This window comes from Acinetobacter sp. P1(2025) (assembly GCF_051390655.1).
GTDB lineage: Bacteria > Pseudomonadota > Gammaproteobacteria > Pseudomonadales > Moraxellaceae > Acinetobacter > Acinetobacter junii.
This window is the reverse complement of sequence record NZ_JBPKBJ010000023.1, coordinates 1-25,156: the sequence shown is the minus strand read 5'-3', so window position 1 is coordinate 25,156 and position 25,156 is coordinate 1. Positions and strand designations below refer to the sequence as shown.

22 protein-coding genes and 1 pseudogene are annotated in these 25,156 nt (G+C 39.5%); 10 read left to right on the top strand and 13 right to left on the bottom strand.

Annotation, left to right across the window (positions count from 1 at the left end; all coding sequences use genetic code 11):
- Positions 1-4: 4 nt before the first annotated feature.
- On the bottom strand, positions 5-880 hold the full coding sequence (locus ACSC97_RS07735) for a metal-dependent hydrolase (RefSeq protein ID WP_436660224.1): 876 nt from the start codon (positions 878-880) through the stop codon (positions 5-7).
- 116 nt (positions 881-996) lie between these two features.
- Here ACSC97_RS07735 and ACSC97_RS07730 point away from each other — a divergent pair, with 116 nt between their 5' ends.
- Positions 997-2,019: a helix-turn-helix domain-containing protein gene (locus tag ACSC97_RS07730; RefSeq protein ID WP_436660222.1), complete on the top strand. Its 1,023-nt coding sequence runs from the start codon at positions 997-999 to the stop codon at positions 2,017-2,019.
- A gap of 36 nt (positions 2,020-2,055) precedes the next feature.
- Here ACSC97_RS07730 and ACSC97_RS07725 read toward each other — a convergent pair whose 3' ends face one another.
- Complete coding sequence (locus ACSC97_RS07725; protein WP_262579325.1) at positions 2,056-3,387, bottom strand: Na+/H+ antiporter NhaC family protein; 1,332 nt, start codon at positions 3,385-3,387, stop codon at positions 2,056-2,058.
- Between the two features lie 275 nt (positions 3,388-3,662).
- On the opposite strand from ACSC97_RS07725, the gene trpA reads away from it, so the two are divergent.
- The 5 genes and pseudogenes from trpA (at position 3,663) to ACSC97_RS07700 (ending at position 8,681) form a co-directional block, all read left to right on the top strand.
- Positions 3,663-4,466, top strand: coding sequence for a tryptophan synthase subunit alpha (gene trpA, locus ACSC97_RS07720; RefSeq protein WP_004908864.1), 804 nt, complete (start codon positions 3,663-3,665; stop codon positions 4,464-4,466).
- Entirely contained in the window at positions 4,463-5,359 is an 897-nt protein-coding gene (gene accD, locus ACSC97_RS07715) for an acetyl-CoA carboxylase, carboxyltransferase subunit beta (RefSeq protein ID WP_436660219.1), read from the top strand. The genes trpA and accD overlap by 4 nt, the downstream gene beginning before the upstream one ends.
- A complete protein-coding gene (gene folC, locus ACSC97_RS07710) occupies positions 5,356-6,642 on the top strand; it encodes a bifunctional tetrahydrofolate synthase/dihydrofolate synthase (RefSeq protein WP_039047031.1) in 1,287 nt (428 codons plus the stop codon). The genes accD and folC overlap by 4 nt, the downstream gene beginning before the upstream one ends.
- Positions 6,633-7,667 carry an SPOR domain-containing protein gene (locus tag ACSC97_RS07705; protein ID WP_436660217.1) on the top strand — a complete coding sequence of 345 codons (1,035 nt, stop codon included), beginning with the start codon at positions 6,633-6,635 and terminating at the stop codon, positions 7,665-7,667. Before folC ends, ACSC97_RS07705 begins: the two co-directional genes overlap by 10 nt.
- 75 nt (positions 7,668-7,742) lie before the next feature.
- A pseudogene (locus ACSC97_RS07700) lies at positions 7,743-8,681 on the top strand (DUF6929 family protein).
- A gap of 123 nt (positions 8,682-8,804) precedes the next feature.
- Here the strand turns inward: ACSC97_RS07700 and ACSC97_RS07695 are convergent.
- From ACSC97_RS07695 to ACSC97_RS07685, 3 genes are all read right to left on the bottom strand, one after another.
- Positions 8,805-9,389 carry a dual specificity protein phosphatase family protein gene (locus tag ACSC97_RS07695; RefSeq protein ID WP_234856908.1) on the bottom strand — a complete coding sequence of 195 codons (585 nt, stop codon included), beginning with the start codon at positions 9,387-9,389 and terminating at the stop codon, positions 8,805-8,807.
- A gap of 1 nt (position 9,390) precedes the next feature.
- Entirely contained in the window at positions 9,391-10,200 is an 810-nt protein-coding gene (locus ACSC97_RS07690; protein ID WP_004908856.1) for an MBL fold metallo-hydrolase, read from the bottom strand.
- 230 nt (positions 10,201-10,430) lie between these two features.
- A complete protein-coding gene (locus ACSC97_RS07685; protein WP_404489195.1) occupies positions 10,431-11,066 on the bottom strand; it encodes a peroxiredoxin in 636 nt (211 codons plus the stop codon).
- Positions 11,067-11,401: 335 nt separating this feature from the next.
- Between ACSC97_RS07685 and secA the strand changes: the two genes are divergently transcribed.
- Both secA and ACSC97_RS07675 read left to right on the top strand, forming a co-directional pair.
- The gene (secA, locus tag ACSC97_RS07680) at positions 11,402-14,137 is read left to right on the top strand and encodes a preprotein translocase subunit SecA (protein ID WP_436660214.1); all 2,736 of its coding nucleotides are present in this window, start codon (positions 11,402-11,404) and stop codon (positions 14,135-14,137) included.
- Positions 14,138-14,275: 138 nt separating this feature from the next.
- Positions 14,276-14,698: a hypothetical protein gene (locus ACSC97_RS07675; protein ID WP_042891785.1), complete on the top strand. Its 423-nt coding sequence runs from the start codon at positions 14,276-14,278 to the stop codon at positions 14,696-14,698.
- A 52-nt stretch (positions 14,699-14,750) separates the two neighbouring features.
- On the opposite strand, the gene lpxO is transcribed toward ACSC97_RS07675, so the two are convergent.
- The 3 genes from lpxO to trhA all read right to left on the bottom strand — a co-directional run bounded on the left by lpxO (position 14,751) and on the right by trhA (position 17,876).
- Positions 14,751-15,656 carry a lipid A hydroxylase LpxO gene (lpxO, locus tag ACSC97_RS07670; protein ID WP_436660211.1) on the bottom strand — a complete coding sequence of 302 codons (906 nt, stop codon included), beginning with the start codon at positions 15,654-15,656 and terminating at the stop codon, positions 14,751-14,753.
- Between the two features lie 156 nt (positions 15,657-15,812).
- Positions 15,813-17,123 carry an MFS transporter gene (locus tag ACSC97_RS07665; protein ID WP_436660209.1) on the bottom strand — a complete coding sequence of 437 codons (1,311 nt, stop codon included), beginning with the start codon at positions 17,121-17,123 and terminating at the stop codon, positions 15,813-15,815.
- Positions 17,124-17,234: 111 nt separating this feature from the next.
- On the bottom strand, positions 17,235-17,876 hold the full coding sequence (gene trhA, locus ACSC97_RS07660) for a PAQR family membrane homeostasis protein TrhA (RefSeq protein WP_004950465.1): 642 nt from the start codon (positions 17,874-17,876) through the stop codon (positions 17,235-17,237).
- Positions 17,877-17,976: 100 nt separating this feature from the next.
- Between trhA and ACSC97_RS07655 the strand changes: the two genes are divergently transcribed.
- Both ACSC97_RS07655 and ACSC97_RS07650 read left to right on the top strand, forming a co-directional pair.
- Positions 17,977-19,191, top strand: coding sequence for a class I SAM-dependent methyltransferase (locus ACSC97_RS07655; RefSeq protein ID WP_201897740.1), 1,215 nt, complete (start codon positions 17,977-17,979; stop codon positions 19,189-19,191).
- A 16-nt stretch (positions 19,192-19,207) separates the two neighbouring features.
- Positions 19,208-19,639, top strand: coding sequence for a GNAT family N-acetyltransferase (locus ACSC97_RS07650; RefSeq protein WP_436660206.1), 432 nt, complete (start codon positions 19,208-19,210; stop codon positions 19,637-19,639).
- Positions 19,640-19,699: 60 nt separating this feature from the next.
- Here the strand turns inward: ACSC97_RS07650 and ACSC97_RS07645 are convergent, their stop codons facing one another.
- The 5 genes from ACSC97_RS07645 to ACSC97_RS07625 form a co-directional block, all read right to left on the bottom strand.
- Positions 19,700-19,936: a hypothetical protein gene (locus ACSC97_RS07645; RefSeq protein WP_004963976.1), complete on the bottom strand. Its 237-nt coding sequence runs from the start codon at positions 19,934-19,936 to the stop codon at positions 19,700-19,702.
- Between the two features lie 278 nt (positions 19,937-20,214).
- Entirely contained in the window at positions 20,215-21,069 is an 855-nt protein-coding gene (locus tag ACSC97_RS07640; protein ID WP_126131727.1) for a patatin-like phospholipase family protein, read from the bottom strand.
- Positions 21,070-21,135: 66 nt separating this feature from the next.
- Positions 21,136-21,360: a hypothetical protein gene (locus ACSC97_RS07635; protein ID WP_004908835.1), complete on the bottom strand. Its 225-nt coding sequence runs from the start codon at positions 21,358-21,360 to the stop codon at positions 21,136-21,138.
- Positions 21,361-21,520: 160 nt separating this feature from the next.
- Complete coding sequence (locus ACSC97_RS07630; RefSeq protein WP_436660203.1) at positions 21,521-23,656, bottom strand: 3-hydroxyacyl-CoA dehydrogenase NAD-binding domain-containing protein; 2,136 nt, start codon at positions 23,654-23,656, stop codon at positions 21,521-21,523.
- A 10-nt stretch (positions 23,657-23,666) separates the two neighbouring features.
- Entirely contained in the window at positions 23,667-24,872 is a 1,206-nt protein-coding gene (locus ACSC97_RS07625) for an acetyl-CoA C-acetyltransferase (protein WP_005061540.1), read from the bottom strand.
- Positions 24,873-25,156 lie beyond the last annotated feature (284 nt).

Sequence of the window (25,156 nt, the reverse complement as noted above, 5' to 3'; positions counted from 1 at the left end):
TGGTTTATAATCCAGCCTGCCAAAAGGCATCGCCCGCAGCAATCGGATCGTTAGTTTTTGCTAAGGTATCGATCCAAACATCATATTGACGAATAATCGGATGCTGATTGGGATGGAAGTCTTTTTTAAACCAATCGCTGTATTGTTCACGTTTAGAAGTCAAAATACCTTTGCGACCAAAGAACCAAGGTAAACCTTTACGTGCTAAATCTAAGCGTTGTTTTAAATTAAAACCATCTTTTTTCAGCATGACATCGGTACGATACATCGTAAAACCAAACATCAGAACTGTAGTGAGTACTAATGCTGAGCGTCGGGTAAATTCAGATACATCGCCCACTTCTTTCATGACATCAAAGGCAACATCACGGTGCTCCATTTCCTCGATCGCATGCCAAGCAAATAGCGCTCGAACAAAGGGATCAGCATCCGCAAGAGTTTCCTTTTTACTGTAGAAAGTATCTGCCATGAGCGCCGTCAAATGTTCCGCTGCAGCAGTCATCGCAATGTTGTACTGTGGCGAACGATATTTGAGTTCAAATTTAAAAATTTTCTTCAAACGATCAGTGAACTGATCAACAGGCATACCTTGCTCTTTCATGACCTCATTCATTTTGTCATGGGCAATACCGTGTTGTGCTTCTTGACGAATAAAGTCAGCCACACGTGCTTGCAAGTCAGGATCTGTGATTTTGTTACGAAACAAACGAACAGACTCGATGAAATAGCGCTCCCCATCTGGGAATGTCAGACTCAATGCATCGAACATACGAGTACGGAATGGATCACCACCAAACCAGAAGCGTGGTGCTTCATTAAGGTGAAAATCTAGTTTTGTTCTTACAATTGGATCAACTTGATAGGAAACATGTGCATTCATCTTTGCTCTTCCTTTTTCTTTTTCATGCACTCAGTATGGAAAAAGTCCGATGAAATGTTTTGACAGTTACAGCCAAGTTTTATACAAATAACGACATATCAGGATGAGATTGGCATATGTCAGTTAAAATTATAATTGGATATTTGCGATTGTTTAATCGTGTTCTTCAACAAGAGCAAGTCGATTTGTCTAAAGTTGTGGAACAAGAATTATGGTTAACATTTCAAAATTGTTTAGAACATCCTGATGAGCAAGATTTTGATGTAGAACGATATGTTGTACTTCTACAAGCAGCACAAAGTTATTTTTCGCGGCCCATTACACTTGTTTTGGCTGAACATGCTAACTTGCAAGATTTAGGGCTAATGGGATATTTGGCTTCAACCAGTTTAGACTTACAACAAGCATTGCAACTCTTACAACGATATTATTCTTTGGTCTTTAAGCAAACAAATCTAGAACAATTGAGCGTGCAACAGTTTGCCGAGTACATCCAAATTGTTTGGGGAGCATCGTATAGTGACTATCGTGAGATGTATGAACTGAATTTGGCATTAATCTTTAAAATTGCGCAATCCATCGTACAAGATGCACTTGTTCCACCTCAAAAAATACAGTTTGGTTATCTTCCTCATACGGCGTTGTATCATTATGAAAAGTTTTATGGATGTCCTATTCATGTGCAAGCAGGGCAATATGCCATTCGATTTTCAAATCAAATTTTAAAAGCGAAAAGTATTGCAGGAGATCAACAGCTTAATAATGTGCTATCCACACAGGCACAACAATCTTTAAATAGTGTGACTTCTTCTGAGTTACAGCAACAACAATTTAGACAAAAAATACAAACTTATATCGAGCAGGGATTGGCTCAACAAGAAGAGGTCTTGCAAAGCTATGTAGCTAAACGTTTGCATTGTTCTGAGCGAACTTTGCAACGTCAACTAAAAGCTTATCAACTTAACTTTCAGGATGTTTTAGATCAATATCGTTTAGAACAAAGTAAGTTGTATTTGCAGCAAGGAAAATCCCTTTCTGAAATTGCTGAACGACTAAATTATGCTGATCAAAGTGCATTTGGACGTGCTTTTAAACGGTGGACTGGCGTGACACCAAAACAGTTTTTAAAGTCTCTTTAATTTTAAAATCAAAACTAAAGAGACATTTGCAAATGTTTAAGATGTTTTTAATCGTGGATAATTAAACAAGATCGCTAAAATCGCAAATACGGCAAGAATCCAACAATAGTAAATATGTCCAATTAACTCGACTGGCGAGAGCTTTGCAATTGAGCAAGCCAAAAGCAATTGAGCACCGTAGGGAATAATGCCTTGAATCACGCAAGAAAAAATATCTAACAGTGCGGCGCTACGTTTCGGATCAACGCCATATTCTTTAGCCACTTCACGAGCCATATCGCCTGATAAAATGATCGCAACTGTATTATTCGCAACAAACAAATTGGAGAAGACCACAAGAAAACTAATGCCCAATTCCCCAGCACGCTGACGACCAAATTTAAATAGACGGGTGATACGATAAATTTTTTCGATTAACCACTGTAAACCACCTTCTTTTTGCATCAAAGCAGACAGACCGCCAAGTAACATTGATAGTAGTGCAACTTCAAACATTCCCACGAAGCCATCATAAATAGAAGAATTTAATTTCAATAAATCAAATTCAGGCTTTTCAATCAGACCGATGATTCCAGATAGCACCACTCCAATCATTAAAACTGCAAGTACATGTAATCGGCTGAATGCTAGAAAAAAGACCGCTAGATAAGGCAAAATTAACCATAAATCATAAACTTTTGATTGAATTGATTCCGCTTGTTGGCTGAGTAGCACATAAGCAATCAAGGTCATGATGGCAGCAGGCAAAGCAATCCAAACGTTGACTTTAAATTTATCTCGAAGTTCGACGTTTTGACTTCTTGTGGCAGCAATCGTTGTATCAGAGATCATGGACAGATTGTCACCAAACATTGCACCACCAACGACAGCCCCAATCGCATAAATTGGTAAAATGTCAGTCGCTTGAGTAAAACCAAAAGCAATCGGTGCACAAGCAGCAATGGTACCCATAGAAGTACCCATAGCAGTAGCAATAAAGGCTGAAATGATAAACAGCATGGGTAACACAAATTCAGCTGAAATCAATGACAAACCTAATTGAACTGTGGCATCAACGCTTCCAATGGCACTTGATACACTTGCAAAAGCTCCAGCCAACATGAATACCATGAACATTAAAATAAGGTTCGGATGACTTGCGCCTTGAAGAAACTCTTCGATGGCTGTGTTGAGTTTCTGTTTGTATAGCAGTAAAGCTAAAATGATGGCAGGGATTGCTGCGACTGGCGCTTTTACTTGATAAAAGGCAAATTCTGTCCCAATCATTGAATGATAGAGACCACTCCCGAGAAAGATGATCAAAAATACCAATAAAGGTAACAAAGCAAGCGCATTGCTTTGCACTTTTTCCTGAGAGTAGGCAGACATAAAAAATAAAAGAATATTTAAAAATTGCGCCTAGTATAAAGGAGCTTGGGTGATTTCTAAAATGCAGGTGGTTTTCTTGAAAATTAGGAATCTTTGATCATTGAGAATTCAGCCAAAATATAGATAAATGTGTCAGGGCTGTTGTAAGTAGCAATATTCACGTTGCAATCACGTCAAAACCTGTTCAATGAGCAAAAAATAGCGTTACAATGCAGTGTTTTTGTATGTCTACAAACAACTCCTCAATTTATATAAATCAAGGAAAGCATAATCCTATGTCACGTCTTGCCACTCGTTTTGAACAGCTTAAATCTCAGCAACGTAAAGCGCTTGTTTCTTATGTTATGGCAGGTGACCCGCATCCACAGGTAACTGTTCCATTACTTCACCAAATGGTTGAAGCTGGCGTCGACGTTATTGAGTTAGGTTTACCATTCTCAGATCCGATGGCCGATGGTCCAGTCATTGCACTAGCTGCTGAGCGTGCATTGGCAGGTGGAACCAATACACTAGATGCGTTGGATATGGTCAAAGCCTTTCGTGAAAAAGATCAAACCACACCTGTTGTTTTAATGGGATATTTGAATCCTGTTGAAGTGATTGGTTATGAAAAATTTGTTGCATATGCAAAAGATTGTGGTGTTGATGGTGTACTTCTTGTGGATCTTCCACCTGAGGAATCTAAGCAGTTTGGTGAAGTCTTAAAACAAAATGAGATGGATCAAATTTTCTTGTTAGCACCAACATCAACTGATAAGCGTATTCAGCATGTGGTGAATCATGCGAGTGGTTTTGTTTACTATGTGTCATTAAAAGGTGTGACAGGTGCAGCAACATTAGATACCTCAGAAGCTGCAGCTCGTATTGCGAAAATCAAAACCATGACCAACGTACCTGTTGGTGTTGGATTTGGTATTAGCGATGCTGCATCTGCAAAAGCAATGGGTCAAGTTGCTGATGCCGTGATCGTCGGTAGTGCTTTCGTTAAATCTTTTGCGACATTGCCAGCAGATGATGCTGTGCAAGAGACGGTAAATAAAGTGAAGGAGCTTCGAGCTGCGCTCGATGAGTTAGTATGAGTCAAGAGTTAACAACAGGGAAGGTTCTTAGCCCTTCAACGCCTTGGATTGAGCGTCAAGTCCCTGGTATTCAAGTTGCTACTGAGCAGCAGACATTCAAAGCAACTTTTACTGAGCCTACGATTGAATGCCCAGAGTGTCATGCATTGGTGACACGTACAGCAATGTCTTTCAATGCTTATGTTTGTCCTCAGTGTGACGAACACTTACGTATGCGTGCTCGTGATCGCTTAAACTGGTTTTTTGATCAAGTTAATTCAGAGTTGGGACAAGAGTTTGCGGCTAAAGACCCATTAAAATTTGTGGACAGTAAACCTTATCCTGAGCGTATGCGCGAAGCTCAAGATAAAACAGGTGAAACAGAAGCTTTGGTTGTGATGCAAGGTTCACTCAAAGGTTTAGACCTAATCGCTTGTGCTTTTGAGTTTGACTTCATGGGTGGCTCAATGGGGACAGTCGTAGGTGATCGTTTTGTCCAAGCGGCTGAACGAGCAATTGAATTACGTCAACCTTTAATCTGTTTTGCTGCATCGGGTGGTGCTCGTATGCAAGAGGGTATGTTGTCTTTGATGCAAATGGCACGTACTTCAGCCGCGATTCAGCGAATGAAAGATGCACGTCTTCCGTATCTGGTTGTGTTGACACATCCTGTCTATGGTGGTGTAACCGCTTCACTCGCGATGTTAGGCGATGTACATATTGCTGAACCTAAAGCGATGATTGGATTTGCAGGAAAGCGCGTAATTGAGCAAACAGTTCGTGAAAAGTTAGAAGAACCATTCCAACGTGCTGAATATTTGCTTGATCATGGTGTGGTCGATCAAATTGTTCATCGTCATGCATTACGTGATACTGTATATAGACTTGTTGCTAAATTGATGAACTTACCTTGACACAGCAAACACCACATTCTGATGATACATTAACAACATGGCTCGATTATTGGAGCCATGTTCACGTTACGGGCATTGATTTGGGATTGGAACGCGTTATTCCAGTTGCTGAAAAGCTTGGAGTAATGAAACCCAATGCAAAAGTTTTTACGGTTGCAGGGACCAATGGCAAAGGCTCAACTACAACAACGCTTGCTGCGATTTTAAATGCGCAAGGTTATAACGTGGGGCTTTATCAATCGCCGCATATTTACCGTTTTAATGAGCGGGTAAAGTTAGCGGGGCAAGAGGTTGATGATCAAAGTCTTATCGATGCTTTCGTACTCGTAGATCAAGCACGTCGTGAGTGTGGATTAAGTTTATCTTTCTTTGAAGCAACCACTTTGGCTGCTTTTTTGATTTTTAAACAAAAGCAATGTGATGTATGGGTACTCGAAGTAGGACTCGGTGGTCGCCTAGACGTGGTCAATGTGATCGATCCTGATATTGCCGTGATTACCAATATTGGTTTGGATCATGTGGATTGGTTGGGCGATACAATTGAAAAAATCGCTTTTGAAAAAGCTGGAATTATTCGTCCGAATATTCCCGTGATTTTTGGTGGTAATCAACCTTTACCGCAAGCGATACAAGATAAAGCGCTTGAATCTAACGCTAATCTATACGCATTAAACCGAGATTATTTTTATCAATTAAATGATGACGGTCTGTCATGGTGTTTTGCTTCTTCAGGTACAACATTAAAGTTGCCGACAGGACATTTGGCAATTGAAAATATTTCAACTGCTGTAGCTGCAATCTTAGTAAGTGGTTTGCCTATTTCTCAATCCACAATTGCTCAAGGTATTCAGCATGCTTCATTGCAAGGACGATTTGAAATTCGTCAAATTCAAAACAAAACCGTCATTTTTGATGCTGGGCATAACCCTCATGGTGTCGAATTTTTGTTGAACCAGTTGCGAAAATTCTTAAAATACAATAAACAGTACACAGAAGTTGTGGCTGTATTCTCAATGTTGGCAGATAAAGATATTGCATCTGTAACTGATTTACTAAAAACAACAGTAAAAAATTGGTTTATTGCTACTTTAGATGTGCCTCGAGCTGCACCAATGCAACAATTAAATGAAGCATTGGCAGGTCAACAGGTGCACGAATTTAGCAGTATCCAGCAAGCGTTTGAAATCGTGTTGAAACAATGTAATAACAATCAACTGATTTTAGTCTGTGGTTCGTTTCATACTTTAGAAGCGGTCTGGGAGTATTTAGAAGAATGTCAATGAATAACAAACAACGTTGGATGGGCGGCGTTGTTCTACTTGGAGGAGGTGTTTTATTGGCAGCCTTACTTCTCAAGGGCAATGAAGAAATAGAGCAAGACAAAGCACAAGCAACAATCTCTCATCCGATTCCCAAAACTCAATCAAACTCAAATACCGCACAACCTTTACAAGATGGTGAAATCGTTTCACTCCAACCACTTGCTGTGGATGTTGAAACTGAAAAGCGATTACTTGAAGAGCAGCGCCTCGCTCGTGAAAAAGCTGTTGCAGAGCAAGAAGCCAGAGCCGCTGAGTTCTTGAAAATGCAACAAGAAGCTGAAGCTGCTGCTGCGCGTAAAGCTGCTGAAGAATATGCAGCTTTAAATGCACGTCGTAGTTCAGAGCAAGAAAGTTCAGATAATATTCCTCCTGAACTTGCAGAAGATGACAAAGCAAAAGCTCAGCGTCTTGCTGAGGAAAAGCGAAAGTTAGATGAAAAAAAGAAAGCTGAACAACAAAAGCAAGATCAACTTAAGTCAGATGCTGAAAAGAAGTTAGCGGAAGAGAAACGTAAAGCTGAAGCTGAGAAAAAAGCAGCAGAAGATAAACGTAAGGCTGAAGCAGATAAAAAGGCTGCTGAAGAAAAACGCAAAGCTGAAGCTGAGAAAAAGGCAGCAGAAGACAAGCGAAAAGCTGAAGCTGACAAAAAAGCGGCTGATGATAAAAAACGTAAAGCTGAAGAAGACGCCAAAAAGAAAGCTGAGGCTGAAAAAGCACGCGATCTTATGGAAAATGGCGATAAGAAGTGGATGGTTCAAGTGGCATTGGCTGCAAACCAAGCAAATGCAGATGCTGTCGTATCCAAGCTACGTGCTAAAGGCTATAAAGTCACAACCAGTTCTACCTCGAAAGGTATTCGTATTATGGTTGGACCTGCCAAAGATCGTGATGTTGCTGATGCAACTCGGAAAAAGATTTCTTCTGATGAAAGTCTGAATATGAAATCAGCTTGGGTAATTGACTGGGTTCCACTAGATCAAAGATAAATAGTTGTTTAAGTAAGCTAAGTGTCTTTGAAGTTGAGCTGATTGTGCGTTTTTCATCGAATAGGAGATGAAGTAATGGAACAAACGGATTTAAAGATACTTGAAAAATTTAGTTTTTCGCCAGACTCAGCAATTGGAGCATTGTCTGGCGTTGCTTACTTAGGCGACTACTTATATTTCGTTGGGGATGATGTTCGTTACTTATTAAAAACTAGCCTAAAAAATAAAATTACTGCAACAACAACTTTTGAAAAAGTCCCTTTATTGGAGTCATCTGAGCAAGAAGCTCTCACCGTATTAAGCAAAGCAGAAAAGCCTGATTTTGAAGCATTAAGTTGTATCATTTTTAATGAACAACTTCATTTATTGGTTATGGGCTCAGGTTCGACTGAAAAGAGAAAGCAAGCTCTCTTGTATAATCCATCTAATCATCAAGTTCAGACTTTGCTCGATAAGTTGGATTATGATTATTTGCAGAACAGCGTTGCACTCACAGGCGGAGCAGATTTAAATATAGAAGCAGTATGCTCAGATAATCATCATCTTTATATCTTTCAACGTGGCAACATTAATCACTTTCATGGTGTTTTAGTATTTGATCTAGAAAAAATTCAAGCACATAAATCTTTAGAAAATGCTCTTATACGTTGATTTAATCTCACATTACCTGAGATTAATGGTTCAGTAAGTGGTATTTCAGATGCTTGTTTTTTAGCAGATAAGAATGTGATCGTTGCAACCGCTGCCGTCGAGCAAACCTTAAATACCTACGATGATGGTGCAGTGTTAGGAAGTTATATTTTAGTGCTCTCACCGAAAGGGGAGGTCCTAAATTCCTTTTTGATCCAAGATGCTGAGGGAAACACTTTAGCCATTAAGGTTGAAGGAATAACTTGGCTTGAGTCAAATGCTGATGGAGAGGTCTTCTTATTAGTCACCGATAGTGATGGCGGTCTTTCCGAAGTGATCACGGTTTTGCTCAAGAATTCGGTTTTTACCAAACTAGATACTTAGAGATTAGGTTTTATTGGTGATCTCACAATCTGAAAAAAGATGTATTTATAGAGTCTTAATTATTCTAATAACAGTGAGAGGTTTTTGCCAAGAAAATCCACCTCTCAAGTGAGTGTTTAAGTTTTAACTTGAAGGGTTGGATAATTGCTGCTGAATCCATTGTACATTTTCTGAGGTAAATAGATTTTCAATGTTTTTCCAAATGATATGGTAGCCATATCCTCCTTGTTTCATTTCTTTGACTGCATTTTCAATTGACCAATTTTCAAAAATAATACGATACATCGCAATGGTTGCACCTGTTCGATCTGATCCGTGATAACAATGAACAAGGACTTTTTGATTATTGTTTTTTGCAATCTGAATAGTTTGCATCGCTTGAAGTAAGTCTTGGCGATTAATTGCCCATGTTTGAATTGGTATATGTACTAAATTTAGCGATTGATTTTGGAGTACTTTTGCATCTTCATTTCGAGCTCTTAAATTTATCACCGTTTCAATCTGATATTTTTTTAGTAAAGGTATTAATTCGGAATTGGGTTGTTCACTGCGATAAACATCTTGACTGATCTGATAAAAATTATGCGTATCCGAGATTAAAGCCCCCCAATTTTGAGGGCGTTGAGATTGCTCTAGACTCGGATGTGTCATACATCCATGTAGACTTAATGTTGAAACAACAAAAACAGTAATAAATATTCTTTTCATTTTATTGATAGCGATTAAATTCATAAGGGTCGTGGGCACAAATTAACTCAATGCTGGGTTCATGTTGAGCGAGATATTGTAACTGTTTAAGGTTTTGCAAACGTAGTTGGTTATCTTCAGCCAATAACCGTTCAGTGAAATCTAAAGCTCTGAGTTTGTTTTTTGGGTTTAGCTCAAGATGGGTGTAATAGGCATCGCCACAGAACAACATCCAGCCATCGGCCTTTTTAATCGCAATTCCACAGTGCCCAGCGGTATGCCCAATCAAGGGAATCATTAAAATTTCATCGTGAAATAACGGAAGCCCTTTAACTTTTTGCAAGTTAAACCATGGCTCGCCATCATTATGTTCAGCAAAGTTCCAATAGCGATGCTGTTTAAACTGTTCAGTCTTATAACGAAGTTTGCCTTTGGTTGTAAGTGATTGAGTGGCATTAAACTCCGCCGCTAAGAGATGCACTGTTGCATTTGGAAAATCAGAAATTCCACCAGCATGATCAAAATCTAGATGGGTCACAAAAATATGTTTTACATCACTCGGGTTAAAACCAAGTCGCTGTATCTGTTGAATGGCAGTTAGTTTTAGGTTCGGTACAATTGAGCCAAATTGTTTGAGTAAACTCCCTAATCGCTGTTCAGTATGCAGATAATCTTGAAGTCCTAAGCCTGTATCAATTAAGACTAGACCGCGATCAGTTTCAATGAGGAGACAATGACAGACTAGATGTGCTTTCCAACCTTTTTGACCAAACAGCGGGGCGCAAACTGGACAGAAACTTCCACAGTGCAAATGATGAATGTTATAAATCATAGCGTTCTTATTTTATTAAAGTTTAAGATTTCTCTTATAACGTATCAAATAAGAAAACTAAAATGAATTTTTATAAGCTTAAAAAAAATGCCTATCGATATGATAGGCGCTGGAGTTAGAAAAATAGAATTTTGTTTTAATAAGTGGTTTGGTAAGGTACGTTGAGTATTTCTATACGATGTATCTCATCAGTCTTGCACTTCGCTCAAAACCTTGAATTAGCTTCAATCTTACTCAGGCTGAGGCGTGAGACGTAAATAAGGTTTTACAGCAGTGTAACCCTTTGGAAAACGTTGTTTAATTTCCTCCTCATCTTTTAGTGATGGGACGATAACCACATCTTCACCGTGCTGCCAGTTTGCTGGAGTCGCCACTTTGTGATGATCTGTCAACTGTAATGAGTCAATTACACGTAATACCTCATTAAAGTTTCGACCTGTTGATGCAGGGTAGGTAATAATCAAACGAACCTTTTTATTGGGATCAATAATAATCAATGAGCGCACGGTTAGAGTTTCACTGGCATTAGGATGGATAAAATCATATAGCTCTGAAACTTTACGATCTTTGTCTGCAATAATTGGGAAATTCACCGTTGTGTTTTGAGTTTCATTGATATCCAGAATCCAGCTTTTATGTGATTCCACATCATCCACAGATAAAGCGATTGCTTTCACGCCTCGTTTTGTGAATTCATCTTTGAGCTTTGCGGTGAACCCCAGTTCTGTCGTACAAACAGGTGTAAAATCAGCAGGATGTGAAAATAAAATCCCCCAGTGATTGCCTAGAAACTCATAAAAATCAATTTTTCCTTCGCTCGATTCTTGTTGGAAATTTGGAGCAATATCACCTAAACGTAATGTCATACTTCGTCCTCAGAACATTTCTAATCTTATGTGTGTTGGATTAATATGCGCCAGAAGGCTTAGAAGTAAAAATATTGTTTTTTGATGTTTTTATGAGTTTAAAAGATATAGAGCTGGGTTTGGTTAGAAAATTGATCGGAAATTCACATTTTAGTCGATGTAACTTATAGTCAAATTTGCTACATTAACTGACTTTGGTTGCTTGTGGTCAGAATTGCCTCGCAGATTTTTTTACCTGTTTGGATGCAAAGCCCTTGTAGTTCTTATTTCTGACTCCATAATAACAGCTAAGAAAAAATTACCTATTTAAACAAACAGGATTAGAGAGTTTATTCATGTTGGCAAGTCTGATCGGAGGTATCTTCGGTACTAAAAATGAGCGTGAGCTCAAACGCATGCGTAAAATTGTTGAACAAATCAATGCGCTTGAACCGACGATATCTGCTCTTAACGATGCAGACCTTTCTGCAAAAACTCAAGAATTCAAAGAAAGATTTAAAAACGGTGAAAGCCTAAATAAATTATTACCTGAAGCATTTGCAGTTTGTCGTGAAGCTGCAAAACGCGTGATGGGAATGCGTCACTATGATGTTCAGTTGATTGGTGGTATCACACTGCACGAAGGCAAAATTGCTGAGATGCGTACAGGTGAAGGTAAAACCCTGATGGGTACTTTAGCGTGTTACCTCAATGCATTGAGTGGTCAGGGTGTGCATGTCATCACCGTCAATGACTATCTTGCACAACGTGATGCTGAACTCAACCGCCCATTATTTGAGTTTTTGGGTTTAAGCATCGGTGTGATTTATTCGATGCAAATGCCTGCTGAGAAAGCACAAGCTTATTTAGCAGACATTACTTACGGTACGAACAACGAATTTGGCTTTGATTATCTTCGTGACAACATGGTGTTTTCTCTACAAGAGAAAAAACAACGTGGTTTAAGTTATGCGATCATCGATGAAGTAGACTCGATCTTAATTGATGAAGCACGTACACCATTGATTATTTCAGGTCAAAGTGAAGATTCATCGCATTTATATCAGCTAATCAATAGTATTCCTCCAACATTAAAACCTCAGAAAGAAGAAAAAGTGGCTGATGGCGGACACTTCTGGGTTGATGAGAAACAACGCTCAGTTGAAATGACTGAGGTTGGTTACGAGACTGTTGAGCAAGAGTTAATCCGTATGGGATTACTTGCTGAGGGTGAGAGTCTTTATTCTGCTGCGAACCTAAATCTGGTTCATCATGTCACTGCTGCGATTCGTGCGCATTATCTCTATCAAAAGAACGTTCACTACATTATTGGCATTAATCCTCAGACTCAAAAAGAAGAAGTGATTATTGTTGATGAAAGTACGGGTCGTACGATGCCTGGTCGTCGTTGGTCTGAAGGTTTACACCAAGCGGTTGAAGCCAAAGAAAATATGGAAATTCAGCCTGAAAACCAAACTTTGGCAACCACAACGTTCCAGAACTATTTCCGTTTATATAAAAAGCTTTCAGGTATGACAGGTACAGCTGATACTGAAGCTGCTGAAATGAAAGAAATCTATGGTTTAGATGTTGTTATTATCCCAACTCACCGTCCGATGGTGCGTAAGGATCACAACGACTTAATTTATTTAAATCGTAACGGTAAATACAACGCAATTATCGAAGAAATTACCAATATTCGTAAACAAGGTGTTGCGCCGATTTTGATCGGTACCGCAACGATTGAGGCGAGTGAAATTTTATCTGCAAAATTATTACAAGCAGGTATCCAACATGAAGTTCTCAACGCCAAACAACATGAGCGTGAGGCGGACATTATTGCTCAAGCAGGTAGTCCAAACGCTGTAACGATTGCAACAAACATGGCAGGTCGTGGTACCGATATCTTGCTTGGTGGTAACTGGAAAGCCAAACTCGCAAAAATTGAAAATCCTACGCCAGAAGACGAAGCTCGTTTACAAGCGCAGTGGGAAAAAGATCACGAAGATGTATTGAACTCAGGTGGTTTGCATATCATTGGTTCAGAGCGCCATGAATCACGTCGTATTGATAACCAGCTACGTGGTCGTGCGGGTCGTCAGGGTGACCCTGGTGTTTCTCGCTTCTACTTATCGCTTGAAGATGATTTGATGCGTATCTTTGCGGGTGATCGTGTTGTTGCCATGATGCGTGCAATGGGCTTACAGGAAAATGAAGCCATTGAACATAAAATGGTGAGTCGTTCTATTGAAAATGCACAGCGTAAAGTTGAAGCACGTAACTTTGATATTCGTAAAAACTTATTGAAGTATGATGATGTAAATAATGAACAACGTAAAATTATTTACTCACAACGTGATGAGATTTTGGCAGAAAGTACATTACAAGATTATATCGAAGAGATGCATAAAGAGGTGATGAAAGGCGTTATCGCGAATTTCATTCCACCTGAATCAATCCATGACCAATGGGATATTCCTGGTCTAGAAACTGCTTTACGTACGGATCTAGGTATCGAGCTTCCTGTACAGCAGTGGTTAGATCAAGATCGCCGCTTGGATGAAGAAGGTCTGATTGCACGTATTTCTGATGAAGTGATTTCACGTTATCGTCAACGCCGTACTCAAATGGGTGATGAATCTGCTGCGATGTTAGAGCGTCACTTTATGCTGAACTCTTTAGATCGCCATTGGAAAGATCATTTAGCTGCGATGGATTATTTACGTCAGGGTATCCACTTGCGTGGCTATGCTCAGAAAAATCCAGAGCAGGAATATAAGAAAGAAGCATTTAATTTGTTTGTGAACATGTTGGGTATTATCAAATCAGACGTTGTGACTGATTTATCTCGTGTTCATGTACCAACAGCAGAAGAATTGGCTGAGCTTGAAGCACAACAACAACGTCAAGCTGAATCAATGCGTTTATCATTTGAACATGATGATGTAGATGGTTTAACGGGTGAAGTGACTGCATCTGAAGAGCCTGAATATTTAGCGAATAATGCTCCATTCCCAGTTCCAGAAAGCCGCAATGCACCGTGTCCTTGTGGTTCAGGATTAAAATACAAACAGTGTCACGGTAAAATCTAAACTTCGATATCGTTTGATAAAAAAAGCAGGGTTAATCCCTGCTTTTTTACGAGAAGTAACTTGAGTCGTTAAGTGCTTTATAGTTTCATTATTCAATAGAATGACTTTGACTGAATTCGCATGAAACGCGGGAAGACAATGAAAAAACCATTACAACTTTTAATTTTAGCGAGTGTTGCGGTATCAAGTGTAGGCTTTGCTAATGAAGCACCACAAGCAACGACCACAACCACAGTAGACAAAGTACTTGCAGCAAAAGGCGCGACGACAGCTGAAGCTCAAGTTAAACGTGAAGTAACTACAGTAATCAGTCCTCGTACAGGGATTCGATATACACTTGGAGATACAGGGAATCGCCCAATTGTTTTGCAAACAGCGGCTATCGCACCCGCTAACTCTGCCAATATCAATCGTATCGTAGCTGCTAACCCAGCATTATCTGCAAAGAGTCAGGAAAAGGCGAAGATCGCACTCATCGGTGAAGCCGCAGTACAAGCCGCTGATGCAGCTGCTGCTGCTCAAACAGCAAGTGCTCAAGCCCCACAAGCTACCAATCAATAAAAGTTTCAACAAAAAAGGAGATGCAGATGCATCTCCTTTTTTTTACAGCTAATTAAAGAAAGCTAGGTAATAAAATCAGACCAATAATGATTGCAAACATCAGCCATTTTGCAAGATAGTAAACTTTACGATTACGTTGTTTTAAACCACGACCATAATGATGTACGGCATAGCCATACTTGAAAATTCGATTGATAAAACCTGTTTTATCTTGATCATCATTCGGTGAACTTGCAGCTGACATAACATTCCGACCAAACCAATGATTGATCTTCTGAGCCCAGCCCCATTTCATTGGACGCTCGATGTCACAGAATAAAATAATACGGGTCTGATCCGTTTTATTTTCAGCCCAATGTACAAAAGTCTCATCAAAAACAGTTGCTTCACCATCGCGCCAGCTATAGCGTTCTTGATCAACTTCAATAAAACAGTCATCGCTATTTGGTGTTACTAAACCTAAATGATAACGAACTGAACCCGCATAAGGATCACGATGTTTACCTAAATAACTTCCAGATGGAAGTTCAGTAAACATTGCTGCTTTTACTGAAGGAATACTTTCTAACAAGGCAACTGTCTTAGGGCAAAGTTGTTGAGCTGATGGATGGCTAGCTTGATACCATTTTAAATAAAAACGTTTCCAACCACGTTTGAAGAAGGTATTAAAACCTGCATCGTTATGCTTTTCAGCTGCTTTAATTTGATTTTGTAGCTGGATTGCTTCTTCACGGATTACTTGCCAATTGTCCTGTAATGGTTTGAGCTCAGGAAACTGCGCCACATCAAAGAATGGTTGGTTCGGTAATTTAGAGAAACCAGTCATAAACATATTAACTGGTGCTAGAAATGTCGAATGGTCGAATAATTGTCGAGATGCTTTTAATCGTTCTTTGCCACGATAATAAGTGTATAAAAAACTGACCAAAAATACGGCAACGATAATCACTGCGTACATGAGCACAATCATCTAAAAAAAAGGGAGTCGCGTATTTTAACACAAAAAATATTTAGCGGGAGAGATGTTGTAGCGATTGCAAACAGGTGAGTAGAGTTGCCCGATAAATGGTTTGAGTGAACCTCTCATGACGTTCACTCAATAAGAACATATAGATTAGACTTGGTTATTTACATCATCGTGTTTAGTTTCACGGATGAACAAAAACGCGATTAATGAAAGAATTGACGCTAGACTTAAATACATTCCAACAGCATCTAAACCATAGCTTTCAGCAAGTTTGGTTGCAATGTAAGGGGCAAAGGATGCACCAAATATACCTGCTAAGTTGAAGGTTAATGCCGAACCTGTATAGCGGACTGATGTTGGAAAAATCTCAGAAAGTACAGTTCCAATTGGTCCGTAAGTGAGTCCCATGATTGAGAGACCAATACATAAAAATAGGAACACAAGTAATGGGCTACCAGACCCTAAAAACGGCGCAAAACAAAGTCCAAATAAGGCTGATAAAATACAGATAGCAACCGATGTATTTTTACGTCCAAACTTTTCAGCAAGAATCGCTGAAACAGGAATGAAGGCTGCAAAGCAAAGTGTTGCGATCAATTGTAATTCAAGGAAATCACCGCGAGCATATCCCAGTTTTGTTGTACCCCAGTTGAGTGCAAAAACAGTTGTGAGATAGAACACGACAAAAGTACAAATCGCAGCAACAGTACCCAAGACCAACATTGGGAAATGTTTCGTCATAACCTCTTTGAATGGGACATTAACTTCTTTTTGTTTGTCTAAAACTTTTTGGAATGCAGGAGTCTCATGCAATTTCAGACGGATATAGAGACCAACCAGAACTAACACCGCACTTGAGACGAATGGAATACGCCAGCCCCAAGTCATGAAATCTTGTTCTGACATAAAAGCATTCAATAATAGGAAAGAACCTGTTGCGAGGATAAAACCAATCGGGGCGCCTAGTTGAGGGAACATGCCATACCATGCACGTTTTCCTTCAGGTGCATTTTCAGTCGCCAGTAGAACAGCACCACTCCATTCACCACCAAGACCGAGACCTTGACCTAAACGGCATAAAGCTAGTAGTAAAGGAGCTGCAAGGCCAATTTGTGCATAGGTTGGCAGCAAACCGATACAAACGGTTGATATTCCCATTGTCAGTAAAGCTGCGACTAAAGTTGCTTTACGTCCAATTCGATCTCCCAAATGTCCAAAAATTGCGGCTCCGATCGGGCGAGCAATAAATGCAATTGCAAAAGTTGCGAGGGATTTTAGTACAGCGGCACCATCACTACTTTCTGGGAAAAATAAATGAGGAAAAATTAAAACGGCTGCAGTTGCGTAGATATAGAAGTCAAAAAACTCAATCGTGGTACCCACGAGACTGGCAAATAATACCCTTGTTTTTGAATTGCTTGCCACTTCGGGGGTGACAGTCGTAGTGCTAGACGACATACGAGACCTTATTTTATTTGATCAAGACACAGAAATATGGACTTGAGAATTCCTTGAATGCAAAGTCTACTCATGAAACTAGTGTCATTTCTTTTGGCCTGTCGACAGGAGTTAAAGTACATAACAGTAGATTGCAAGAAAGTGTAAACCTGCCCCGATTAGCACAAATACATGCCAAATTGCGTGGGTATATCTTACCTTTTTTAAAGCATAAAACAATGTGCCGACAGTATAAGCAAGCCCACCCGCAATCAATAACTGGATTGCTTCTTTTGATAGATAACGTTGCATATCATCCATAACCAACACGGCTAACCACCCCATGATGATATAGGCAGCCAAAGATACTTTTTGAAAACGATGAATCAGGATCAGTTTAAATACGGTACCAATCAAGGCAATGATCCATAGCGCAATTAATAAATAATGTGCTTTCGCTGTTGGGATTGCGATACTTAGAAAGGGGGTATATGTTCCTGCAATCAGATAATAAATCGCAGTATGGTCAAGTTTTTTATACCAGTAGCGTTTCATTCCATCTTGAGAGAAATGGTAAAGCATAGAACTGCTGAGGAGTAATACAAGACTGAACCCATATACCCATAAACTCATCCATTGTCCGAAAGGTAGTCCATATCCTTTGATAATTAGAAACACCGATGCAATTAGCGCTAGAGCCGCACCAATCCCATGACTATAGGCATTAATTAATTCTTCTTTGGGATCATAATTGGTTAGAAAATTAGCGTTCATTGAGCTTCTAATAGTATAAAAATACAACTGTATCGTAATGCAATTTCCCTTTTAAAGTAAGACGCTATAAAATTTAGTTTCTATTTGTCAGGTTTTCACTATGTTTGCGCCCAAATTTTCCTTTGAACAAGAACAGCAATTTTTCTTGGAGATTCAGCAATCTATTGAAAACAATAGTTTTGATCGATTGATCTTGAGTCAATACAAGGGCGAAATGACAGATTTAGAGAAAATGAATTTTCGCATTATTGAACTGCAAAATCAAAGTATGCTGTCCTGTTTATATCATTATAAAACGCAAGATATTACTAAGAATTATCCGATTGAAGAGGGATTAGAGAAAATAGCCGAGCTGTTGGCTCAGTCGAAACAAGCCAATCTATTTACAATGCATCAAGATATTCAACTGAAAAAAAACAAAAAGAAAGCCATGTTGAATGCACAGAAAAAGCAAATCAGTGTAAACCAAGTTCAACAGCATCATGATCGTGAAAAACATCGATTTGTTCAGCAACAAAGTCCATTTCTTAAACATCTTGGAATTACCGATGAAAAGGCACAACTCATTCCAAGTATGGCGCGCAAGTGGAAACAGATTAATAAGTTTATTGAAATTTTTTCAAATGCTTATGAGCAAATTGATGCTTCTCAACAAGAACTTAATATTGTTGATTTTGGTTCAGGAAAAGGTTATTTAACTTTTGCTTTGTATGATTATTTATTGGAGCAAAATAAAACTCCGTTAATCACAGGTGTTGAACTGCGTTCGAATCTTGTACAGTTTTGCCAAAAAGTTGCAGATGATGTTGGATTTAATCATCTTGATTTCTTTGAAGGTGACGTGCGGAGCTATGCCCCAGAAAAGCTAGATGTCATGATTGCACTACATGCTTGTGATGTAGCAACCGACTTTGCAATTCATACAGGAATTCGTCTGAATGCCTCAATGATCATGTGTGCGCCATGCTGCCATAAAGAGTTGCGACCTCAATTAAAAAGCCCAGAGGTTTTACAACCGATGCTTCAGTTTGGCATTCATGCAGGGCAGCAGGCAGAAATGCTGACAGATACATTGCGTGCTTTGTTGCTTAAGGCTTACGGCTATGAAACTAAAGTTTTTGAATTCGTTTCACTGGAACATACCAGTAAAAATAAGATGATTTTAGCGACCAAGCGTAAAGATGTTCAGCAGCCTGATCCGAAAATTATGCAGCAAATTCAAGCCTTAAAACAGATGTATGGTATCCAAAAACAAAGCTTGGAATTGCTGTTACAAGATCAAATGCCGATCGAAAATTTAGGTTGTAAGTGCTAATTAAGCTGAGATCGAGATGTTTAGAGTCCAAAGTGGTCACTGGAATAAGTTAGAGCAAGACGTAAAGTTCATTCGAAAACAAGTTTTTATAATTGAGCAGAACATTCCTGAAGAAGAGGAGTGGGATGATCAAGACATGATTTCAGATCATTTTGTTGTCTATGATCAAGATCAACCAATTGCGACTGCGCGTTTATTACAAAACAATAGTGTAGGGCGTGTGGCTGTACTCAAAGCTTATCGCGGACAAGGAATTGGACGTATGATTATGTTAGAGATTATTCAGCAAGCACATCAACAAGATCGAAAATTTCTTCAGTTATCCTCACAAGTTCACGCCATTTCATTCTATGAAAAATTAGGATTTTCGATACAAGGGGATGCATACGATGAGTGTGGAATTCCTCATATAAAAATGCAGTTGGTGATTGAAACTAAAAAACACTGAAACGAAGATTTAGATCATAACTTGCTCGATCGATGCTCAGATCGAGCAAGTTATATTTCTTTATTGGTGTTGCTGATGTTGGGTTTCAACCTCTGAGCTTGCTTGAGCATTTTCTTGAGCGATTGCTTTTTGTTGTTCTGCTGCTCGCTGTGCTCCAGGCATATAATCTGGTTCATTGCTCATAGCTAAGTAGAAGAAACTGAGAAAAATTGTACTAAGTACCCCAACGATAATGACAAATTTCCAACCTAATACGGTTTCACTTGAATCGTTGTGAGAGTTTGAGCGATTACTCATAGAAAATTCCAAAAATAAAATAAATAAAAAACTTGCTAGAACAACATCATTTAATCAATTTGATAAAAGCCTAAACATTATATGGTTTTATAGTTTGTTTGGGACTGTCTGATGATTTGTATTATTGATTAAAACGAGAAAGTTGATTCGCAAAAAAGAATAGTCTGAAATTAATATTTAGGGCCAAATCTAGGAGATTATTTAGAATAAGATATGATTTTAATAAGGTTCCAAGTCTTCAATATTTTAGTATTCAAAGACTTGGGTAAGCGTGATGATTATAGGGCTTTCCAATCTTCAATGGCTTTGAAGCCTGTTTCTAGACCAATATCATAACTATAACGAATCTTGGCTTTATTCTTGGTGAGTCGACCCGCCATATGTTTTAAGTCGGGTGGGCAAACCTCCAATATTTTTTGTTCAGATGCTGTTCTAACAAATTGAACAGATTCATTATAGCGTTGGGTTCGGGCTAATAAACTTTTGGCAAAACCATGTCGTTGCTTAAATGCGAACTTTGCAAGGAGTTGATCACCTTTACTACTGGCTTTGTAGTAATTTTTGGGGCGAGTTCTCAGTACCATGAGTTTAGATACATTGCTTTGTTTCGCCGTCCAAAGTACGGGAAGAGCATCTGCGACTCCACCATCAAAGTAGGGTTCACCAAAAACCTCTACAGCTTGACGAGTAAGCACTGGAATAGAACTTGATGCACGTAATCCATCGAGAATGTTGTCTTTGGAGGCTTTGATATATGTTGCATCTCCTGAAATAGCATGGGTCAATACCATGTAGAACTCAGGATGATTGGCAAATAATTGAGTTTGATTGAGTGGATTTTCTTTTTCAACCACGTCCCACATCCATTTCAAATCAAGTAAGTCGCCACCTTTGAGGAAGCGTCCATAATGAATGAATTCGGATCGAAGAGAATGATCTAGATAGATTTGTAGGGTGCGACCTTGTTGAGCTGCGAGGTAATTAGCGACATTGGTAGAACCAGATGAAACACCAACACAAAGATCAAATGGATTAAATTGTTGCAGTAAAAATGCATCTAAGACACCGCTGGTAAATGCGCCGCGCATTCCACCACCTTCAACGACCAGTGCTTGACGATTTTGGTGAAGCATTCAATATCTCGAATAGGATGATAAATCCCTGTTTAACAAGGATTTATCATCTTCGACAAGAATACTTTAGTGATTGTGTTGCTGATGCTCGCTATGTTGAGCTTCGCCATTTGCTGGAGATTGTGACATTTCAGCTGCTGCCGCTGCTTTTTTTTGATTCATTGGCATATAGTCAGGCTCATTATTTATGGCTAAATAAAAAATCACCATAAAGATAAAGCTTAAAATGCAAGTGATGATCAGTGCTTTCCAACCCCACGGCGAGGTTTCAGGACATAATTTCTCAGACATAAGACAAATTTCCAAAGGACAAAAAGTAAAGCAGAATTGGTATATTTATAGCACAATTTGTGATGGATTAGACGTAATTCGATTTTCTATCAATAAATACAAAAAAACTCATACCAGTTAAAGAAACTGATATGAGTCTAAAGTGAAGAGAATGAAAAAATTATTGAATAATTTCTTTCTTCTGCACTTTGTCTTTTAACAATTGTGGTGGATTGAAACGTTCACCATATTTAGCAGCCAATTCTTCTGAACGTTGTAGTGATTTTTCAATCCCGTTTTGATTTAGGAATTGAATTGCACCACCCGTCCATGGAGCAAAACCGATTCCAAAAATTGAACCGACATTGGCGTCAATTACTGATTCTAGAACACCTTCTTCATAGCAGCGTAAGGTATCTAGTGCTTGAACAAACAAGAAGCGATCAATCATATCTTGTTCAGAAATATCATTCGCTTTCGTCCAACGGCTGAGCCCATCCCACAAATGTTTTTTGCCATTTTCTGGATATTCATAGAAGCCAGCACCTGCTGCTTTACCTTTACGATTTAGCTCGTGAATCATGGTGTGAACCACTTCATCTACAGGGGTTTTCGGTAAGTCTTTCCCTTCAGCTTGCAATGCTTTACGCGTTTCGCTTGCTACATGCTCAGTCAGAGTCAAAGATACTTCATCCTGAATCGCAAGAGGACCAACAGGCATACCCGCTTTGAGTGCTGCCATTTCGATTTTCGCTGGATGTACGCCCTCAGCAAGAAGACGCATACCTTCTTGAATGAACGTACCAAACACACGACTGGTAAAGAAACCACGACTGTCATTGACCACGATTGGTGTTTTAGCAATTTGTTGTACAAAGTCATAGGCTTTAGCTAATGTTTCAGCTGAAGTTTCTTTGCCTTTGATGATTTCGACCAATTGCATTTTGTCGACTGGGCTGAAGAAATGTAAGCCAATAAAGTTTTTAGCATCTTTACTTGCTGTTGCTAGGCCTGTGATCGGTAAGGTAGACGTGTTAGATGCAAAGATTCCATCTTCAGCTAAATACTGTTCAGCTTCTTGAGTCACCTTGGCTTTGAGTTCTTGATTTTCAAATACTGCTTCAATGATTAAATCACAGTCTTGTAGATCAGCTGCATCAGCAGTAGCTGTAATAAGCGCTAACACTTGATCACGTTTTTCTGCGGTCATACGACCTTGTGAAACACGTTTATCAAGTAGCTTTTGTGAATAAGCTTTGCCTTTCTCTGCATTTTCTACAGACACATCTTTGAGTACGACAGGAATTCCTTTGATTGCGGTTGAATAGGCAATCCCTGCACCCATCATACCTGCACCTAAAACACCGACTTTTTTCGCTTGCCATTTAGCAACTTCAGCAGGACGACTCGCACCTGATTTAATTGCATTTAGACCATGCCAAAACGTACCGATCATGTTCTTCGACACTTGACCGACAGTCAGTTGCGTAAAGTAACGTGATTCAATACGAAGCGCGGTATCTACATCGACTTGTGCACCTTCAACTGCAGCCGCCATGATCGCTTCAGGAGCAGGGTAGCAACCTTTGGTTTTGTCACGTAGCATGGCAGGGGCAATTGCAAGCACTTGTGCAACCGCAGGCGTTTTAGGATCACCACCAGGGATTTTGTAGCCTTTCACATCAAATGGTTGCTGTGATTTTGGATTAGCTTTCACCCAAGCAATCGCTTTTTCTAACAGCTCTTGTTCATTCTCAGCCGTGTCATGTACCAAACCAAGAGATTTTGCTTTATCGACACCAAATTGCTTACCTTCCATGAGGAACGGGAATGCATTTTGTAAGCCTAGCAAACGTACCATACGGACGATACCACCACCACCAGGAAGTAGTCCTAAAGTCACTTCAGGTAAACCAAATTTAGTTTTTGGATCATTAATGGCAATACGATAATGACAACCTAAAGCGATTTCCCAGCCACCACCAAGCGCAGTGCCGTTTAAAGCTGCAACAACAGGCACACCTAAAGTTTCGATTGTGCGTAAGTCACCTTTGAGTTTTTCAATCATCTTGAAAAATTCAGTAGCGTGTTCAGGTTGTACCTGAATCAGCTCATCTAGGTCACCACCAGCAAAGAAGGTTTTCTTAGCTGAACGGAAAATAATACCTTTCAGATCAGTTTCAGCTTTAAGCTTTTGACTGACTTCATCTAAAGCATCACGGAACTCTGCATTCATGGTGTTTGCAGATTGACCAGATGAATCTAGTGTAAGAATTACAATATTGTCAGCGTTTTTTTCGTATTTAATAGCGCTCATGTTGTTCTCCTTACACCAACTCGATAATGGTAGCGATACCCATACCACCACCGACACATAATGTTGCTAGACCGCGTTTTTTACCTTGACGCTCTAATTCATCTAGCAAAGTTCCTAGAATCATGGCACCTGTTGCACCCAATGGATGTCCCATCGCAATTGCACCACCATTGACGTTGACTTTCTCAGCAGGAACTTTCAGTTCTGTAATAAAACGCATCACCACAGCTGCGAAAGCTTCATTCACTTCAAATAAATCAATATCGTCGATGCTTAAGCCTGCTTTTTCTAATGCTTTACGTGCAGCAGGAGCAGGACCAGTCAACATAATGGTTGGATCTGTACCGACTAATGCAGTTGCAAGCACCTTGGCGCGAGGTTTTAAACCTTGCTCTTTGACTGCTTTTTCAGAAGCCAATAACACCACCGCAGCGCCATCGACGATACCTGATGAGTTACCTGCATGATGAACGTGATTAATTTTTTGCGCTTCAGGATACTTCTGTAAAGCAACAGCATCGAAGCCCATTTGACCCATCATTTCAAAGCTAGCATTCAGTTTTGCCAAACCTTCAACGGTGGTAGCACCTCGAATAAATTCGTCTTTTTCTAGGATTGTTACACCTGAATGATCTTTCACAGGCACAACTGATTTATCGAAATAACCATTTGCTTGAGCAGCAGCAGCTTTTTGTTGCGAACCGACCGCAAATGCATCCACATCAGCGCGGCTATAACCATCTAAAGTTGCGATTAAGTCAGCGCCCACACCTTGTGGAACAAAAGAGGATTTCAAATTGGTTTCAGGATCAAGTGCCCATGGACCACCATCTGAACCCATAGGTATACGTGACATGGACTCTACACCGCCAGCAACCACAACATCTTCCCAGCCTGAGCGAACTTTTTGTGCCGCCAAGTTTACTGCTTCTAAACCAGAAGCACAGAAACGGTTGATTTGTACGCCTGCAACATCATCATTCCATCCTGCGGCAATCGCAGCAGTTTTGGCAATATCCCCACCTTGATCACCAATCGGTGTCACACAACCGAGAACGATATCATCGACTTTAGAGGTATCGAGTTGATGGCGTTGTTGTAATTCATTTAATAATGTTGTGAGTAAAGTAATTGGTTTTACTTCATGTAATGAGCCGTCTTTTTTTCCTTTTCCGCGTGGTGTGCGAATGGCATCAATAATATAGGCCTCGCTCATAGCTGTTCCTTGTATTGCCTTAAATTAAAATTCATTGTGCTTCGAGTGTACTCAATTTAAGTGTCAGTGCAATGATGATAAACATTGGTAAGTTTGATGTTTTTCGCCAATTCAGTTCACTATTGAATAGTTGAAATATTTAGTAAAATGCATGTCCATAATTCAACATAATAGGACTTACGCACTATCATTTATAGATTCTCTGTGGTAGCAGATGATTTTTATCGAGAATAAAGTCATCAATGAAGTCTTTGATGATTGGTCTAAATAAGTTCTTTTGCCAA

What these genes read in the sequence shown, in the direction of transcription:
- ACSC97_RS07735 (WP_436660224.1), bottom strand. Translation starts at nt 880, where the DNA reads ATGAATGCACATGTTTCCTATCAAGTTGATCCAATTGTAAGAACAAAA.
- ACSC97_RS07730 (WP_436660222.1), top strand. Translation starts at nt 997, where the DNA reads ATGTCAGTTAAAATTATAATTGGATATTTGCGATTGTTTAATCGTGTT.
- ACSC97_RS07725 (WP_262579325.1), bottom strand. Translation starts at nt 3,387, where the DNA reads ATGTCTGCCTACTCTCAGGAAAAAGTGCAAAGCAATGCGCTTGCTTTG.
- trpA (WP_004908864.1), top strand. Translation starts at nt 3,663, where the DNA reads ATGTCACGTCTTGCCACTCGTTTTGAACAGCTTAAATCTCAGCAACGT.
- accD (WP_436660219.1), top strand. Translation starts at nt 4,463, where the DNA reads ATGAGTCAAGAGTTAACAACAGGGAAGGTTCTTAGCCCTTCAACGCCT.
- ACSC97_RS07705 (WP_436660217.1), top strand. Translation starts at nt 6,633, where the DNA reads ATGTCAATGAATAACAAACAACGTTGGATGGGCGGCGTTGTTCTACTT.
- ACSC97_RS07695 (WP_234856908.1), bottom strand. Translation starts at nt 9,389, where the DNA reads ATGAAAAGAATATTTATTACTGTTTTTGTTGTTTCAACATTAAGTCTA.
- ACSC97_RS07690 (WP_004908856.1), bottom strand. Translation starts at nt 10,200, where the DNA reads ATGATTTATAACATTCATCATTTGCACTGTGGAAGTTTCTGTCCAGTT.
- ACSC97_RS07685 (WP_404489195.1), bottom strand. Translation starts at nt 11,066, where the DNA reads ATGACATTACGTTTAGGTGATATTGCTCCAAATTTCCAACAAGAATCG.
- secA (WP_436660214.1), top strand. Translation starts at nt 11,402, where the DNA reads ATGTTGGCAAGTCTGATCGGAGGTATCTTCGGTACTAAAAATGAGCGT.
- ACSC97_RS07675 (WP_042891785.1), top strand. Translation starts at nt 14,276, where the DNA reads ATGAAAAAACCATTACAACTTTTAATTTTAGCGAGTGTTGCGGTATCA.
- lpxO (WP_436660211.1), bottom strand. Translation starts at nt 15,656, where the DNA reads ATGTACGCAGTGATTATCGTTGCCGTATTTTTGGTCAGTTTTTTATAC.
- ACSC97_RS07665 (WP_436660209.1), bottom strand. Translation starts at nt 17,123, where the DNA reads ATGTCGTCTAGCACTACGACTGTCACCCCCGAAGTGGCAAGCAATTCA.
- trhA (WP_004950465.1), bottom strand. Translation starts at nt 17,876, where the DNA reads ATGAACGCTAATTTTCTAACCAATTATGATCCCAAAGAAGAATTAATT.
- ACSC97_RS07655 (WP_201897740.1), top strand. Translation starts at nt 17,977, where the DNA reads ATGTTTGCGCCCAAATTTTCCTTTGAACAAGAACAGCAATTTTTCTTG.
- ACSC97_RS07650 (WP_436660206.1), top strand. Translation starts at nt 19,208, where the DNA reads ATGTTTAGAGTCCAAAGTGGTCACTGGAATAAGTTAGAGCAAGACGTA.
- ACSC97_RS07645 (WP_004963976.1), bottom strand. Translation starts at nt 19,936, where the DNA reads ATGAGTAATCGCTCAAACTCTCACAACGATTCAAGTGAAACCGTATTA.
- ACSC97_RS07640 (WP_126131727.1), bottom strand. Translation starts at nt 21,069, where the DNA reads ATGCTTCACCAAAATCGTCAAGCACTGGTCGTTGAAGGTGGTGGAATG.
- ACSC97_RS07635 (WP_004908835.1), bottom strand. Translation starts at nt 21,360, where the DNA reads ATGTCTGAGAAATTATGTCCTGAAACCTCGCCGTGGGGTTGGAAAGCA.
- ACSC97_RS07630 (WP_436660203.1), bottom strand. Translation starts at nt 23,656, where the DNA reads ATGAGCGCTATTAAATACGAAAAAAACGCTGACAATATTGTAATTCTT.
- ACSC97_RS07625 (WP_005061540.1), bottom strand. Translation starts at nt 24,872, where the DNA reads ATGAGCGAGGCCTATATTATTGATGCCATTCGCACACCACGCGGAAAA.